The 15,387-nt window shown below is 64.9% G+C and carries 12 protein-coding genes and 1 pseudogene; 3 read left to right on the top strand and 10 right to left on the bottom strand.

Translation table 11 applies throughout. The features are described 5' to 3' along the window. Positions 1–3: 3 nt before the first annotated feature. From ABLE88_RS23465 to ABLE88_RS23435, 7 genes are all read right to left on the bottom strand, one after another. Positions 4–1,206 (bottom strand): NADH:flavin oxidoreductase/NADH oxidase, encoded by a 1,203-nt coding sequence (locus ABLE88_RS23465; RefSeq protein ID WP_348834340.1) that lies wholly within the window; start codon positions 1,204–1,206, stop codon positions 4–6. Then, the gene (locus tag ABLE88_RS23460) at positions 1,193–1,900 is read right to left on the bottom strand and encodes an ABC transporter ATP-binding protein (RefSeq protein WP_348834338.1); all 708 of its coding nucleotides are present in this window, start codon (positions 1,898–1,900) and stop codon (positions 1,193–1,195) included. The genes ABLE88_RS23465 and ABLE88_RS23460 overlap by 14 nt, the downstream gene beginning before the upstream one ends. Further along, positions 1,884–2,636, bottom strand: a complete 753-nt coding sequence (locus ABLE88_RS23455; protein WP_348834336.1) for an ABC transporter ATP-binding protein — start codon at positions 2,634–2,636, stop codon at positions 1,884–1,886. The genes ABLE88_RS23460 and ABLE88_RS23455 overlap by 17 nt, the downstream gene beginning before the upstream one ends. Continuing rightward, on the bottom strand, positions 2,633–3,652 hold the full coding sequence (locus tag ABLE88_RS23450) for a branched-chain amino acid ABC transporter permease (protein ID WP_348834335.1): 1,020 nt from the start codon (positions 3,650–3,652) through the stop codon (positions 2,633–2,635). The genes ABLE88_RS23455 and ABLE88_RS23450 overlap by 4 nt, the downstream gene beginning before the upstream one ends. Further along, on the bottom strand, positions 3,649–4,515 hold the full coding sequence (locus ABLE88_RS23445) for a branched-chain amino acid ABC transporter permease (protein ID WP_348834333.1): 867 nt from the start codon (positions 4,513–4,515) through the stop codon (positions 3,649–3,651). The genes ABLE88_RS23450 and ABLE88_RS23445 overlap by 4 nt, the downstream gene beginning before the upstream one ends. 248 nt (positions 4,516–4,763) lie before the next feature. Next, positions 4,764–6,029 carry an amino acid ABC transporter substrate-binding protein gene (locus tag ABLE88_RS23440; protein ID WP_348834332.1) on the bottom strand — a complete coding sequence of 422 codons (1,266 nt, stop codon included), beginning with the start codon at positions 6,027–6,029 and terminating at the stop codon, positions 4,764–4,766. A gap of 523 nt (positions 6,030–6,552) precedes the next feature. After that, positions 6,553–7,131, bottom strand: a complete 579-nt coding sequence (locus ABLE88_RS23435; protein WP_348834330.1) for a TetR/AcrR family transcriptional regulator — start codon at positions 7,129–7,131, stop codon at positions 6,553–6,555. A gap of 654 nt (positions 7,132–7,785) precedes the next feature. On the opposite strand from ABLE88_RS23435, the gene ABLE88_RS23430 reads away from it, so the two are divergent. Continuing rightward, positions 7,786–9,024 (top strand): CaiB/BaiF CoA transferase family protein, encoded by a 1,239-nt coding sequence (locus ABLE88_RS23430; RefSeq protein WP_348834329.1) that lies wholly within the window; start codon positions 7,786–7,788, stop codon positions 9,022–9,024. 102 nt (positions 9,025–9,126) lie between these two features. Here the strand turns inward: ABLE88_RS23430 and ABLE88_RS23425 are convergent, their stop codons facing one another. From ABLE88_RS23425 to ABLE88_RS23415, 3 genes and pseudogenes are all read right to left on the bottom strand, one after another. Beyond that, a complete protein-coding gene (locus tag ABLE88_RS23425) occupies positions 9,127–10,722 on the bottom strand; it encodes an AMP-binding protein (protein WP_348834327.1) in 1,596 nt (531 codons plus the stop codon). 84 nt (positions 10,723–10,806) lie between these two features. Beyond that, positions 10,807–11,261, bottom strand: a pseudogene (locus tag ABLE88_RS23420) (MaoC family dehydratase). A gap of 124 nt (positions 11,262–11,385) precedes the next feature. Then, positions 11,386–13,116 (bottom strand): AMP-binding protein, encoded by a 1,731-nt coding sequence (locus ABLE88_RS23415; protein WP_348834325.1) that lies wholly within the window; start codon positions 13,114–13,116, stop codon positions 11,386–11,388. 110 nt (positions 13,117–13,226) lie between these two features. On the opposite strand from ABLE88_RS23415, the gene ABLE88_RS23410 reads away from it, so the two are divergent. Then, on the top strand, positions 13,227–14,375 hold the full coding sequence (locus ABLE88_RS23410) for an acyl-CoA dehydrogenase family protein (RefSeq protein ID WP_348834323.1): 1,149 nt from the start codon (positions 13,227–13,229) through the stop codon (positions 14,373–14,375). A gap of 1 nt (position 14,376) precedes the next feature. Then, positions 14,377–15,387: a thiamine pyrophosphate-dependent dehydrogenase E1 component subunit alpha gene (locus tag ABLE88_RS23405; protein WP_348834322.1), complete on the top strand. Its 1,011-nt coding sequence runs from the start codon at positions 14,377–14,379 to the stop codon at positions 15,385–15,387.

Here is a 15,387-nt window from a genome sequence, read left to right as displayed (position 1 = left end):
GCCCTATGGCGCGGGCGGCCGCGGGGTGGAATAGGCGTCCTTGCGCTGGCGCGAACGGCGCACGAGCCACCAGCCGAACGGCTCGGCCCAGCGACTCCACGCCGACGCGCCGCCAAGCTCGAGTTCCGCCTTCAGCGCCCAGTTGGGATCGAACAGCGCCTCGCGCGCGATGGCGACGATGTCGGCCTTGCCCTCCGCCAGCACAGCCTCCGCTTGGACCGGCGCGGTGATGAGGCCGACCGCGACGGTGGGAATGCCCACCTCCTGCCGAATGCGCGCGGCGAACGGAACATGGAAGCCCGGCCCCCGCCAAACGAAGCTTTGCTGCGACGGCAGTTTCATCCCGCCGGACGAGCAGTCGATGACGTCCACGCCCAGCGCCTTCAAGCGTTTGCAGAACGTGATCGAATCCTCGATCGACCACCCCACGTCGATGCCATCGACGCTCGAAATGCGCACGAACAGAGGCTTGCCTGCGGGCCAGACGGCACGCACAGCCGAGACCACCTCCAGCGGAAAGCGGATGCGCCCCTCGATCTCGCCCCCATAGGCATCGTCGCGGGTGTTGGCGATCGGCGACAGGAAGGAGTGCAGCAGATAGCCGTGGGCGCAGTGCAGCTCGATGACGTCCACGCCCGCCGCGTCCGCCCGCCGTGCAGCTGCGGCAAACTCGCCCACCACCGCCTGGATGTCCGCGATGGTCATGGCGGCCGGAGGCGGCCAGCCATCGTCGAACGGCGCGAACGTCACGCCGAGGGGATCCCACGGGCCCTCGCCGCGCGCTTCGAGGTCCTGGCCGGTGAGGCCGAGGCCGCCCTCCCATGGACGCTGCGACGCGGCCTTGAAGCCGGCATGGGAGAGCTGGACGCCGGCGGCCGCACCGAAGCGGTGAAGGAAATCACAGACCCGTTTCAGGGGCGCGACCTGCCCGTCGTCCCAGAGCCCGGCGCAGCCGTGGGTGATGCGGCCCACGCGCGAGACCGCTGTCGCCTCTGCCATCACCAGCGCCGCGCCGCCCAGGGCGAAGCGGCCGAGATGGACGAGGTGGAAATCATCCATCCACCCCTCGCGCGCGCTGTACATGCACATGGGGGAGATCATGACGCGGCCCTTCAGCTCCAGGTCGCGCAGCTTGAGTGGGGTCATCAGCAACGGCGCTGCCGGCGCGGCGACCGCCGCGCCTTTCTCCATGTCAGCCAAGGCCAAGATAGGACTCCCGGATCTTGTCGTTGTTCACCATGTCGGCGCTGCGACCCGACAGGGTCACGCGACCTTTCTCGATCACGAAGACTTCCTCGCTCACCTCGAGGCCGCGGCCCACGTCCTGCTCCACCAGCAGCACGTGCGCGTTCTGCCCTGCGAGGGAGGGGATGAGCTCGAAGATCTGGTCCACAACGATAGGGGCGAGGCCCTGGGACGGCTCGTCGAGGATGAGGAGGCGCGGATCGCTCATCATCGCTCGCGCGATGGCGAGCATCTGCTGCTCGCCACCCGAGAGCATGCCGGCCTGCTGCGACCAGCGCTCACGCAGGCGGGGAAAGCGCTGCATCTCGCGATCCGCCCGGGCGGCGCGCTCGGCGGCACCGAGGTGATGGCCGCCGACCTGCAAGTTCTCCAGCACCGTCATGCTGGGAAAGGTGCCACGTCCGCTCGGCACCATGCGGATGCCGAGCCGTGCGATCTCGTGGGCGGGCAACTGGTCGATCCGCCGCCCGTCGAAATGGATCTCGCCGCTGTGCCAGCTCAGCAGGCCACCGATGCCGCGCAGCAGGGTCGTCTTGCCGGCGCCGTTCGAGCCGACGATGCTGGTGACCGGCGTGCGGCCGATGTCGAAGGAGATCCCCTCGATGATGGCGACGCCGCGCCGGTAGCCGCCGGTGAAGTTAGACACCCTGAGCATAGCGCCCTCCGAGGTAGACCGAGATCACTTCGGGCGAGCGGGCGACCTCGCTGGGCGGGCCGTCGGCAATCTTGAGGCCTTGGGCGATCACCACCACGCGGTCGCTCAGCGACATGACCGAGCGCATGTCATGCTCCACGAAGATGATGCTGATGCCCTGACGCCGGACCTTGCGCAGGATCTCGAGGATCTGCGCGCCGTCGGTGGGGTTCAGGCCGGCCAGGATCTCGTCCGTCATCAGCAGCCGCGGCCCGGACGCGACCGCTCGTGCAATCTCGATGCGCTTCTGGTCGCCGACCGTCACCTGCTCGGCCGCCATGTCCGCCAGATGTTCGATCTCGCACAGGCGCAGCGCGTCGGCCGTGCACGCGGCGGCGGAGGGCCCAGCCCGACCGCCATTTCCGCGGAACAGGCTGGCGACGTGGACATTGTCCCACACCGTCATGTTGCCGAGCAGCGAAGCCGCCTGGAACGTGCGTACAGCGCCACGGGCGCAGATCTGGTCCGGCCGCAGCTGGGACAGGGACTGTCCCTGAAGGCGTATGTCGCCGCCGGACAGTGGCAGCAGCCCGGAGATGAGATTGAACAGCGTGGTCTTGCCGGCCCCGTTCGGGCCGATGAGGCCGACCACCTCATCGGGAAACACTTGGAAGGACACGTCCCTCAGGGCGACGACGCCGCCGAAGTTGCGGGAGGCGTGCTCCACCTCGAGCAGGGGAGTTCGAGCGCCGCTCATGAGCCCACCTTGATCTTAACAATGGGAGGGGTCGTCTCGGCAAGTGCCTTGGGCGCCCGACGGGTGAAGGAGCGGAAGAGGCTCACCAGCCCGCCGGGCGCGAACGTGGTGATGGCGACGATGAGCGCGCCGAAGATGAGACGGTGATATTCGAGAAAATTGCCCCAGGTGAGCTGATCGATCACCGACAAAGCGATCGCGCCCACGACCGGCCCGATTACCGTCCCCGCACCGCCGAACAGTGTAGCGAGGATCATGTTCAACGTGAACTTCATGTCGAGCACGCTCTGCACCGAGACGAACGAGATGAAGGGCGCGAAGGCGGCACCTAGAACCCCTGGCCAGGCGGCGCTGAAGACGAAGGCGATGACCTTGTACTTCAGCACCCGGATGCCGATGGAGGAGGCGAGCACCTCGTCGCGCCGCAGCGCGTGCAGCGCATAACCTATCCGTGAGCGTGCCAGCAGGATGACCGAGCCGATCAGCACCACGGTGAGGCCAAGGAAGGTGTAGTAGAAGGCGTCCAGGCTCAGCGAGGTCTCGACGCTCCAGCCGACGTCATATTGGCGCAGACCCCGTGTGACACTCCAGCGTTGGAGGACGTTGTCGAAGATGAGCAGCACCGCGAGGCTGGACAATGCGAAGTAGAGGCCACGCTGCTTGAAGATGGGCGTGAACAGAAGGGCGAGAACACCTGTCACGAGACCGCCGCCGATCATCACCACCGGGAGCGGCAGCCCGTAGCGCACGATGCCGATCGCTCCGACGAACGCGCCGAGGCCGAAGAACACGCCATGCCCGAAGCTGGCATAGCCCGCGAAGCCGCCAATGACGTTCCAGGCTGAGGCGAGCCCGATATTGATCAGCACGAACACCGCCACGCGGATCCAGTAATCGTTCAGGAGAAACGGCAGCGGCATGAGCGCGAGCGCGAACAGTGCCAGCCATGCGAACTGAATGCGGAGCCTGGCCGCGCCGGTGCTCCCAGATCGATCTAAGAGGGAGCGCATCATCATTTCCTCGCCCCCTGACCGGTGCGGAACAATCCCTCCGGCCGGAACAGGAGAAACAGGAGAAGAACGGAGAAAGTGACCGACGGCGCGATCGTCGGAAAGTAGAAGGAGGACGCGAACGCCAGAACTCCGAAGATGAGGCCGCCGACCAAGACGCCGACCATGCTTCCCAACCCGCCGATGACCATGACGAGGAAGGAATTGATGGTCCAGTCGAAGTCCATATAGGGCGCGAGCGGGCTCAAGGCGATGAACATGCCGCCCGCAAGCCCAGACCAGGCGCCGGAGACGAACATCGTCTGCTCGAAGGTGCGCGACAGGTTGATGCCGTTGAGCTGGGCCGACTGCCGCTCGTCGCGGCAGGCCCGCACGGCGCGGCCGAAGCGCGTCTTCTGGATGAGCAGGTAGAGCACGCCGGCCGAGATCAGGCTGAGCAGGAACAGCAGGAAGTCGAACGAGGGCACGAAGGTGTTGCCGATGAAGAAGCCCGGAGGCAGACCCGTTTCCACACGCAGGACTCGCTCCTGGGATCCCCAATAGTGGATGCCCAGCTCGGTGACGACGGTCGCAATGCCGAAGGTCTGGACCAGCACCATCAGCGGCTCGGACGTAAAGGTCCTGGCGATGAACAGACGTTGGATCAGACCCGCCAGCAGGCCGGTCATCACCGCCGCCAGCAGCAGGGCGGGCACATAGGGGAGGGCAAACTTGGTCGCCAGGTAGTGCGTCAGCAGTCCCCCGAACACGACCAACGCCCCGTGTGCGAAATTGACGATGCCGATGACGCCGAGGACTAGGCTGAACCCGAACGCGGCCAGCGCATAGATGCCGCCGCGCAGCAGTCCGTAGATGATTACGTCTTCCATCGCTTTTCCTCGATTGGCGAAGCGCTCGACCAGCCATGATCACGGGGCACGTTCACCGCGGCACCTCGGGGAGGCGCCGTGGGCCTAGGCCATGCCTTCCGGGGAGACGATCTGCGCCACCGGGTCGGCGCCGCACCGTTGGAGCGCTAGCATACCCATCTTCCTGACCCGGCACTTTTCATTGAAGGGGCGCGGCCGGAACCCAGATCAGTTGGACAGCACGCGCAACGCCGCAGCCCCGGCGTGCATCACCATGCGGGCATGGGATAGACGCCGGGGGACTGGGCCATGTCCTTCGGCTCCACCACCAGCGGCTCGGCGGGCTTACCGATCCACTGAATGGCCGGCGCGGCGTCCACCTTGATCCGTCCCTTCTCGTTGAACGAGATCGGCCCCCACATGGAGTTGTCGCGCTTGAACGTCGCCAGCGTCCTGCGCAGCTCGGCTTGGTTGAAGGGGTCTTTGGGATCCGCGTCCTTCAGAGCCTCCTGGTAAATCCAGGGAAGGATATACGTATAGACCGCATGATAGGTGGGCATATAACCGAACACGGCCTTGAATTTTTCGGCGAATGCGGTGCCAGACGGGAAAATCTGGTCCGAATACCTCAGCTGAGGAGCCCAGAAGGTCGATCCGACGATGCCATCCATCTTCGGTCCAAGGGTCTCGCGCACGATGGGGCTCATGGTCAAGTGGCCGCCGACGAACGCCTTCGGAATGACCCCGAGCGCGGACATCTCCTGGACCAGCTTCACGCAGATGAGATCCCAGCCAGTATTGTAGACGATATCCACCGAGCCAGCGCTCTTCAGCTTGAGGGCGGCGGGGCGAAGATCCTGTACGTTCATGGGCAGAACGATTTCCTGCACCAGCTTGATGCCCAGCTGCTCCGCCTTGTCCTTCACGCCCTGTCCGATCTCGTGATAGACGGGATCGTCCATGGTCACGACTGCGAGGGTCGCGGGCTTGGGCTGCTGGCGCGCAAGGAAATTCACGACGCCGACGCCGTAAGTGCTCGGCGGTCCGATGCAGGTGAAGGCCGTGCGCCCGCCGATTTCCTCGTCCACGCGGCGCGATGCCGCGCCCGACTGCAAGAACACCCAGCCGTTCTTCTGGAGAATTGCGCCCTGCGCCAGCACCGTGTCGGTGCCGTAGGTCCCGAGCACCAGATCCACCTTGTCGCTGCTGATCAGCCGCTCCGTGAGCTGCGCGGCGCGCGAGGCGTTGTTCTCGTCGTCATAGATGGTTAGACGGACGTCGCGCGGCTCGCCGGCAACGATCATCTTGCCATTATTGGCCTTGAGAAAGAATTCGTAGCCATCCCGGCAGATGCGAGAGACCTTCTCATAGGTGCCGGTAAGAGGAAGCGATGCGCCAATATGCACCGCCTTCGACTGGGCCGCAGCGCTCCGCAGGTATGCTGGCGATCCAATGACGCTCGCAGATGCCGCGGCGCCGATGGTCTGGCCAAGAAAACGTCTGCGGGAAACCCCCGCGCCGGAAGTATCGTCCATTGCAGTCCTCCCCTCATGGTCGGGCTGGGGCCCGCTCTTATGATCAAACGGTAGTTTGAATTATGAGCGATGTCAACACTGCCAATCTCAATGTTCATCGGGGTTATGGACGTCTCTGGTCTTACGTTGTTTGATCCTGAGTAGCGTCAGAAGGGCTGCCGCCGCGGCGCGAAAGGGGGACTTGCGCATGTGGCCGTGCGGTGCTGAGGGAGGGCCGGCTGTCTCGGGGGGACACGGAACTCGCACCCTCGGCAAAGCCCTTCCCAGGAGTCAAGCTGATCTGACGACATAATGGCGCAAGATCCCGTGCATCTGGAGCGTTGGCGATCATTGGCCCTTGGCTGTTGAGGGACGTCCGGACCCGCTGCGATGTTGATGGAAGTGGTTAGCGCAAAAAATGCGGAAACGGGCTGCGGCAAGCCATGCCTTGGCCGGCCCGGTCCTGCCTCCAACTTATTGAGTGCAGATGGATTTGCCGCCCAAGTTGGACCGCTCCGGCGAGTTAATATCGGCGAGTCCAGCCTCAGGCGGCCGTGCGATCCCTCAACAGAGAGACGAGTTTTCCGGCGACCACCCCAGGTGGATCGCCCGACGGCTTGTACCAGACATATGTCCATGCAAGCATGCCAAGGAGGGCGAGGCGCCAATAGCTGCGGTCCACGCCGCGCGCCAGCGGGAGTTCCTCGATAATTTCAACAAACATCTGTTCGAATCGCTGACGGTCTGCAATCAATCGCTCTCGCAGCTTCTTCGAGCGACGCCGCGGAAATTCTGTGACGATCAGGCTTGCGTAGATCGAGCTGTTCAGCATTGCATCGAGGTAGCCCCGCGAGGCCTGCTCGAGCCGCGTCCAGGGATCAGCCTCCGGATTGATGGCCTTTACGACGCCTGTGCAGATATGGTTGATCGCCCGCTCGTGGACGGCGGCAAAAAGCTCCTCCTTCGAAGAAAAATAATAGTAAAGTGATCCGGGGAGGATACCTGTGGATGCGGCGATGTTTCGCATCGTGGTTGCATCGTACCCGTGTTTGGCGAATTGCTTCGCTGCGGCTTCGACGACGACTTCGCGACGCGCCACTCCCTGAGCCAATGCAGTTGCCATCTCTTCCCCGACTCTCCACCAGCCCGCAAGGTGCAGATGCCATCAATGGGTCGGCCAGCGGCAATGCGCCGACCTCTTCCCGCCAATTGGCCTCCGCCTCACTGAACGGCACCGCCCGGTCGACCCGGTCGATCTCCTCCAGCCAAGCAAGCAGTTTACGACGATCTACCGAGCGTTTGAAAGAGGCTGGCGCACCTTGTGGGCTCGCTCGTGCCGATTTGGCAGAGAGTGCAGCCCGCATGCCGACGCTGGGCTTGGCGGGCGGCGAGGCCTCTACCTTGCAGCGGCGACCGGCTGCGGCCTTCACACACTTCCCCATTGCAGGCCGCAGCCTGTAAGCGAGAGATGCCGGTGTGTTCGTCTGGGCTTGTCGGGTTCCCAGGCTCGCGCCAAGGGCTCGCCGATCTCGCCTTTGCACTCGATTCCCGCCTTGACAGTTCTTGTGTCCCAAACTACCGTTTGATTGTTAGTTGTGCCTTGATCCTCTGGCGGTTCATTCTCCCGAGCGGGATGTAGTAGCTGCAGGGTGCGGCGTACACATGGAATCGCAGTTCGCTCTCCGAGCCTTTGCCTACGCGGTCCGCAATCACCAGCCGCCCTGGAATGTGATCTCCACAATAAAATTTTCCATATTATTACAAGGAGAGACCGGATATGCTTGGCGGGGTCGGAGATGCCGACGAGATCCTCATTGAAGATACATCAGGCCGAGAGTCGTCGGGGCCGCTCGCCGGTCTTGTGGTTCTCGACCTGACCCGCCTCCTGCCCGGCGCCTTCTGCACGCAAATGCTTGCCGACATGGGCGCCGAGGTGATCAAGGTCGAACAGCCGGGTGAAGGCGACTACTGGCGCTGGATCCCACCGGTCGTGAAGACTCAGAGCGTGCAGTTCCTGGCGCTCAACCGGGGCAAAAGGAGCATAACGCTCGATCTGAAGGCGCCCGCAGGGCGAGAGGCGCTCCTGCGGCTGGCTGAGCGAGCCGATGTCCTGCTGGAGGGCTTTCGTCCCGGCGTCATGGCCCGGCTCGGGCTCTCGCCGCCGGAGCTCCATGCCCGCAATCGGCGCCTCGTCGTGTGCGCGCTCACCGGCTTCGGACAGGATGGCCCGCTCGCCAAGCTGGCAGCGCATGATCTCAACTACACCGGCATGATGGGCCTCCTGCAGCTCGTCAATGGATCCGCCACGAACCTCCGGTCCACCGGCATTCCGCTGGCGGACGTGGGAGGCGGATCGCTGATGGCGCTCGGCGGAATCCTCGCAGCGCTGGTCGAGGCGCGCAGCTCCGGGAAGGGCCGTTTCGTCGATGTTTCGGTCGCCGACGGCTTGCTCACCTGGGCAAGCTTCGTCACGGCGCGGTGGAACGCGCCCGAGCTCGCCGAGGAGGACAATCCCTTCGATGCTCCCTTCGACCGGCCATTCTACAGTGTCTATGAGACGGCGGACGGCAAGCACGTGGTGGTGGGCGCGTACGAGCCGAAGTTCTGGCGCAATCTCTGCGAGGTGCTGGGCATTCCCGAGTGGATCGACCGTCAGTGGGTCGAGGGAGTCGAGCAGGACGCGCAGCGTGCCGCAATTGCCACGGCCTTTCTGTCCCGGCCTCGTCACGAATGGCTGGACCTGTTCGCCAAATCGGAGGCGTGCGTGACGCCTGTGCTGTCCGCGCGGGAAGCGATGGCGTGCGAGCACGTGACGTCGCGCGGGATCGTTCTTGAGATTGACGATCCCATCGAGGGCAAGCTGAAGCATGCGGGAAGCCCGCTGCGATTCGATGGGAAGGCTTTCAATGCTTGCCGTCCTGCGCCCCGGCTTGGCGCCGATAGTGAGTCATTGCTTGGGGCCGTGGGATACACGGCAGAGGAGGTCCGCGAGATGCGGGACGCAGGCGTCATCTGATTTTCTCTTGCGACTCCGGTCGATCCTCCTGGGGCCGGACCGCCAACTCGCCCGCGACATGGTCGCGGGCGTTTCTTTGCCCGGTACTCTGGGGCGAAGGTCTCAGCGCGCGCTGATCTCCCCGGTCTTCCAGTCCCGCTCGAAGAGCAAAGCGTCGTCGCCGCGGTCCTTCAGCAGGAATTTCTGAATCTTCTGGTTTGCCGTCTTGGGCAGCTCGCCGCGGAATTCGATGAAGCTCGGGATCCAGAAGCGGGGTATGGTCGCCTCGCAGAAGCGCCACAGCTCCTCCGCGCTCAGCTCCACACCGGGACGCGACACCACTACGACCTTGACCTCGTCTTCGCCGAGATCGGACGTCACCGCGACCGCCGCGCACTCCATCACGGCCGGATGCTGGTTCACCGCGAACTCGAGCTCATAGGAGGAGATGTTTTCGCCGCGGCGGCGAATCGCGTCTTTCTTGCGGTCGACGAAGTAGAGATATCCGTCCTCATCCAGTTTTCCGTTGTCGCCGGTGTGGAACCACAGGTTCCGGAAGGTTTCCAGCGTGGCGTCCGGGCGGCCGTAGTACTCCTTGACCATGGAAAAGGGCCGACGCGGGCGCACGGCGATCTCGCCCACCTCGCCCGTGGGAACAGGCTGGTCCTTGTCGTCGAGCACGGCGACGTCAAACGTATCCACGTTGGGCTTGCCGCAGGATTTCGGCCGACGTTCCGCATCGAAGTCGTGAGCGGAGACGATCCCGGTCTCCGTCGCGCCGTAGACCTCCACGATCCGGCACTTGAAGCGTTCCTCGAACGCGGGATTACGGTTGCCGATATAGTAGGCGCGCGCCGGCTGCGTGGCGTCGTCTGCTCGCTCCGGCTGCTTCAGCAGGATGGGAATCATGGAGAATATGCCGTGCACCACGTCGGCGTTCGCGCGGCGCACGTCGTCCCAATAGCCCGAGGCGGAGAAGCGCGCCGAGACGCTGATGCGCGCGCCGCTGAGCATGGCCGGCACCACGCCCAGCCAGGCGCCGATCGCGTGGAACAGCGGGAGGGGTGTGTAGATGGATTCGTGCGGACGGAACGCCAGGAAGCGGATCCAGTCGAGGGCGAAGGTGGTTACGTGGGCATTCAGGCACAGCACCCCCTTTGACGGGCCGGTGGTGCCGGACGTGAAGCTGATGGCGTGGGGGTGGTCGTATGCCACCTCGACGCCGGGATCGCGATCCGGAGCCGCGAGGAAGTCCCCCAGCAGGTGAATGTCGGCGTGGCGCGTGATGGCGTCGGGCACAGGCGCCGGCTGGGTGAGAATGACGTGTTTGAGCTGGGGGAGGCCGGCGATGACATCGGCAAGGCGATCCACGAACTCCGGGTCGATGACGATGTGGGTGACGTCGGCGTGATGGATCTGGTAGCGCAGGATCTCGCCCTTGTACTCAGTGTTGATGGGCACGTAGATCGCGCCGATTTTCGTGGCGCCATACCAGGCGTCGAGAAAGCCGGGGGAGTTGCGGGCGAACACGGCGATCTTCGCGAACGCTCCGAGCCCGCACTCCGCCAGCGCGTTGGCCACGCGGTTGGTGCGCAGGTGAAAGGCGCCGTAGGTTGTGACATCGTCGCCGAATTGGAGGAAGGGTGCCTCCGGCGTTCGCTCGGCGGCGGCGCGCAGCCGAGCGGTGACGACCCGCTCCTCAAGCGTCAAGTCTAGCACACGTCTCTCCCATCTTGGCGGCGGGCCCTCGGGGTGGCCGCGTTCTTGTGTGATGCGTGGCGCGGCTGCGCGCCTTTTGCGACCTCAGGCGGCCGGTGCCTGTTGGTGCGGGCGGCGCGGAACGAAGATGAGCGCCTCGCCTTCCACTACGACCTCGCCGTCCACCAGACAGCTGGTGGCGAGCGTGATGCGGGACTTTTCCTCGTCGATGGTCGCCATGGTCGCGCGCACGAGGATTTCGTCGCCGATGAAAACCGGACGGCGGAAGCGCAGGGTCTGGCTCATGTAGATGCCGTTGCGACCGGGCAGCTCCATGCCGATGATGCCGGTGATGAAGGAGGAGGTGAGCAGCCCGTGCGCAAGGCGCCGGCCGAAGCGCGAGCGCGTGCGAATTCGTCGTCCACATGCAGCGGGCGGTAGTCGCCGGTGAGGCCGGCGAACGTCACGATGTGAGCATCTTCGATGACGTGGCGACGCTCCGCCACCTGGCCGAGGCAGAAATCGTCGAGAAACAGGTCGGTGGCCGTCGGATAGGTCATGGCGTTGTCCTCGGTCCGGTGTTCTGGAGCTTCCCGTGCACCGCGCGGAGAGAGACCGGCGCCGGTGCGCCCGCTGCCGCTCGTCTCCCCCGCACGGGAGGTTCCTGGCGCCCCCTTAGGGGACTCAGCCCGTGCTTCGCGCCTTCTGCGCGGCCGCGGCGGCAGCCGCGCGGCTGATCTTCAGCCCGACCTTCTCGCAGTCCCAGGTGGCTTCCGAGTTGCCCGGCACCCTCAGCTCGGTCTTGCGGATCTTCATGGTCGGCGTGCGCGGCAGCTCGTTGCGGAACTCGATGAACCGCGGCACCATGAAGTAGGGCATGTTGGCCATGGCGAAATGGAAGATGTCCTCGGCCGTCACGCTGCCGGGCTCCTTCAGCACGATGATCGCCTTCACCTCCTCCTCGCCCACTTCCGAAGGCATGGGAATGACCGCGCACTCGGAGATGGCGGGGAAGGCGTTGAGGACACGCTCCACCTCGAACGAGGAGATGTTCTCGCCCCGGCGCCGAATGGCGTCCTTCTGACGATCGAGGAAATAGAGGTAGCCGTTCTCGTCCAGGTATCCGCGGTCGCCGGTGTGGAACCAGCAATCGGTGAGCACTTCCAAAGTTTTGTCCGGCATGCCGAAGTAGCCTGACATCATGGTCGCCGGGTGGCGCGGGCGCACGCAGATCTCGCCGGCCTGACCCGGCTTCTCGCGATTACCGAAGGCATCCTGGATCTCGATCTCGAAATGCGGGCTCGCCCGGCCGGCGGCGCCGCGCGGGGTCGGGTCCGAGAGGCGTGAATAGGCGACGAGATTGGACTCGGTCGCCCCATAGCCCTCGATGAACTCGACGCCGAAGCGGTTCTGGAAGTCCGCTTTGAACTCCCAGGGAACCGGCACCGCATAGATGATCCGCAGCGGATTTTCGGCGTCGTCGGGTCGCGGGGGTTGGCTGTTCAGCATGTGGCACAGGCCGCCGACAGCCGCGGATACCGTAACCTGATGGGCGCGAACGTCGGTCCAGAAGTTCGAGACGCTGAAGACCGAGCGCAGCAGCATGCGGCCTCCCGCCAGCATGGTGCCGAGTGCGACGAACTTCGCCGCCACGTGGAAGAAGGGCAGGAAATTGTAGGTGGTATCCGCCTCCGTGAGTCCAGCGATCTCGCGGAATGACTGGCCGAAGCACATCTGGTGGCGATGGCTCATCACCACGCCCTTGGAGCGGCCCGTGGTGCCGGAGGTGAAGACGATGCAGGACGGCTGTCGCGGATCGGCCTCGACCGCCGGGGGCGCGAAGGGCATGTCATTTTCGATCGTGTCCGGCAGAACGATCCGATCCGGGGCCACGAGGCCTTCGGCCGCCGAGCGGAATTCCACGATGAAGTCCTGGTGGATCACGCACAGGGACGGCTCAGCAGTCTCGATCAACTGACGCAGGAGCATGCCCTTGTAGGCCGGATTGACCGGCGTCTCCACGGCGCCGACCCGCGAGATCCCGAACCACAATCCCAAATGCAGCCCGCCGGGCGGGAGCATCAGCATGACCCGCTCGCCTGTGCGCACGCCGGCGCTCTGGAGGCCCGAGGCGATACGCAGCGAGAAGGCGGCGATCTCGGCATAGGTCCAGGTCGTATCACCCATCATCGCATAGGTGCGCTCGCCGTGCCGCGCCGCCTGTTCATCCAGCAAATGGTGCAGCGTGTCGGGCAGTGCATCGAAAGCGTACGTCCCGGCCATCACCCCTCCCCAATCAATGTCTTGTTTGAATGCATCTGTTGACGTCAAATACGCCAACCGCTCAACACATGCAATAGAAACATAGCTGTAACAGGGTTTTTGGCTCACCATCGCGCCTTGACATTTGAACAAGCGTTTGATCTTCTAATTGCCGATATGTGGGCCCGCTCGGCCATGAGGCGGGCCCTCCGCAGAGCCGCCGCCGAAGGGTGGCGCGCCGCAATTTTCAAGGGAGGCAAGCAATGGATTTCGCTCTCAGCGAAGAGCAGCGGGAGCTCTGCACGATGGTGCGGTACTTCGCAGAAACGGAGGTCGCGCGCGCCCAGGAGCAGATGGACCGCGATCACGAGTTTCCCTACGAGGTCTGGGCCAAGTGGAGCGATCTCGGCATGGCCGGGATCCTCATTCCGGAATCTTACGGCGGCAGCGGCCTCGATTCTCTCACCTACATCCTCGCCATGGAGGAGATGGGTCGGATCAGCCAGACCTTCGCGCTCATCTGGCAGGTCCACGTGCTGGTGGCCAACATGTACGTGCAGCTCGGCTCGCCCGAGCAGAAGGCGCAATGGCTGCCGTCCTTCGCGCGCGGCGATAAGCTCGGCGCGATCGCATTGACCGAGTCCGGCGCCGGCTCCGACACTGCCGGCATGCGCACCCGCGCCGTGCGCGAGTCCAACGAAGACTGGATTCTCAACGGTGACAAGATCTTCATCTCCAACGCCGGGACGAAGATCAGCGACGGCACCGTCGTCATGGCGGTGACCGGGGAGCGTCCGAACGGACGCAAGGCCATCTCGTCCTTCATCCTGCCTACGGGCACGCCCGGATACGAGCTGGGCCAGTCCTTCGACAAGATGGCCTGGCACGGAATGGACAACCGCGAGCTCGTTTTCAATAACGTCAAGCTGCCGCACGATTGCCTGCTCGGCATCGAGGGTGAAGGGCTCAAGCAGGCGCTCGGTGGCCTCAATCTGGGGCGCATCGTTTTCGGCACGCTCGGAGGCGCGCTCATCCAGGCCTGCCTCGACGAGGCGCTGGCTTATTCCAAGGAGCGCAAGCAGTTCGGCAAGGCCCTGAGCACGTTCCAGCTCACCCAGGCCAAGCTGGCCGACATGGCGGCCCACGCCGAGACGGTGCGCAGCTTCTCCCACCGGGTCGCGTGGATGCATGCCACCGGGCAGGACTGCCACACGGAAGCGGCCATGCTGAAGCTGGTCGGCACGCGGCTCGCCATCCAGGCCGCGGCGGAGGCCTACCAGATCCACGGCGGCTACGGCTTCATGCACGAATATCGCGTCAACCGCCTCTACCGCGAGGCGCAGATCCTCGCCATCGGCGAGGGCACGAACGAGATCCAGCAGATCCTCGTCGCCCGTGCGCTCGGGTGCTGAGATGAAGTCGCGCGCATTCAACGTCTCCGTTCCCGGCGCCCAAGGCGCCGGCATTTCCGCGGACGTCGCCCGCCGCCTCTTCCGCACCATGTGCGAGATCCGCCGTTTCGAGGAGGTGGCCAGCGAGCGCTACAAGCTGGGCGAACTGCCCGGCTTCATCCATCTCTCGCTCGGCCAGGAGGCGTGCGCCGCCGGCGCATGCGCGACCCTCGAGCGGGGCGACTACATCACCAGCACCCATCGCGGCCACGGCCATTGCCTCGCCAAGGGCGCTGACCCGGCTCGCATGATGGCCGAGCTGTTCGCCAAGGCGCAGGGCTACGGCAAGGGCCGCGGCGGCTCCATGCACATCGCCGACGTGGCGGCGGGCGTCCTCGGGGCCAATGGCATCGTCGGCCAGTCCATGGGCCTGGGCATCGGCGCGGCGCTGTCCCTGCAGGTGCAGGGGCGCAACAACGTTGTGATCGCCTTCTTCGGCGAGGGCGCATCCGGCGCCGGCATCGCCCACGAGGCGATGAACATGGCGGCGATCTGGAAGCTGCCGATCATCTTCTTTTGCGAGGCGAACGCCTTTGCCGAGCTCTCGCCGTTCGGGACCCACGTGAGCGTGCCCGATGTGGCGCAGCGCGCGGCCGCCTACGGCTTTCCCGGCATCACCGTCGACGGCGAGGACGTCTTTGCCGTCTACGCCACCGTAAGGCAGGCAGTCGAGCGTGCCCGGCGCGGCGGCGGCCCGGCCCTGGTGGAAGCCAAGACCTTCCGCTGGCACGGGCACTACGAGGGTGATCCGCAGAACTACAAGTCGGACGCCGACCACGCCAAGGCCCAGACGTTCGATCCCATCAGTCTGGCGCGGCAGCAGGCGGCCGATGTCCCGGGCCTGAAGGCGCACGAGCTCGACGACATCGAGAGCAAGGCGCGCGGGCGGATCGATGCCGCCGCGGCCTGGGCGGCAGGGCTGCAGAGCCCGCCCGCCTCGGCGCTCACCGAAGACGTATATGCGGAGGCGTGA

This window comes from Xanthobacter luteus (genome assembly GCF_040049235.1).
Lineage (GTDB): Bacteria > Pseudomonadota > Alphaproteobacteria > Rhizobiales > Xanthobacteraceae > Xanthobacter.
Note: the sequence above shows the minus strand (reverse complement) of the source record. Positions and strands in the feature narration are given on the sequence as shown.

What these genes read in the sequence shown, in the direction of transcription:
- ABLE88_RS23460 (WP_348834338.1), bottom strand. Translation starts at nt 1,900, where the DNA reads ATGCTCAGGGTGTCTAACTTCACCGGCGGCTACCGGCGCGGCGTCGCC.
- ABLE88_RS23455 (WP_348834336.1), bottom strand. Translation starts at nt 2,636, where the DNA reads ATGAGCGGCGCTCGAACTCCCCTGCTCGAGGTGGAGCACGCCTCCCGC.
- ABLE88_RS23450 (WP_348834335.1), bottom strand. Translation starts at nt 3,652, where the DNA reads ATGATGATGCGCTCCCTCTTAGATCGATCTGGGAGCACCGGCGCGGCC.
- ABLE88_RS23445 (WP_348834333.1), bottom strand. Translation starts at nt 4,515, where the DNA reads ATGGAAGACGTAATCATCTACGGACTGCTGCGCGGCGGCATCTATGCG.
- ABLE88_RS23440 (WP_348834332.1), bottom strand. Translation starts at nt 6,029, where the DNA reads ATGGACGATACTTCCGGCGCGGGGGTTTCCCGCAGACGTTTTCTTGGC.
- ABLE88_RS23435 (WP_348834330.1), bottom strand. Translation starts at nt 7,131, where the DNA reads ATGGCAACTGCATTGGCTCAGGGAGTGGCGCGTCGCGAAGTCGTCGTC.
- ABLE88_RS23430 (WP_348834329.1), top strand. Translation starts at nt 7,786, where the DNA reads ATGCTTGGCGGGGTCGGAGATGCCGACGAGATCCTCATTGAAGATACA.
- ABLE88_RS23410 (WP_348834323.1), top strand. Translation starts at nt 13,227, where the DNA reads ATGGATTTCGCTCTCAGCGAAGAGCAGCGGGAGCTCTGCACGATGGTG.
- ABLE88_RS23405 (WP_348834322.1), top strand. Translation starts at nt 14,377, where the DNA reads ATGAAGTCGCGCGCATTCAACGTCTCCGTTCCCGGCGCCCAAGGCGCC.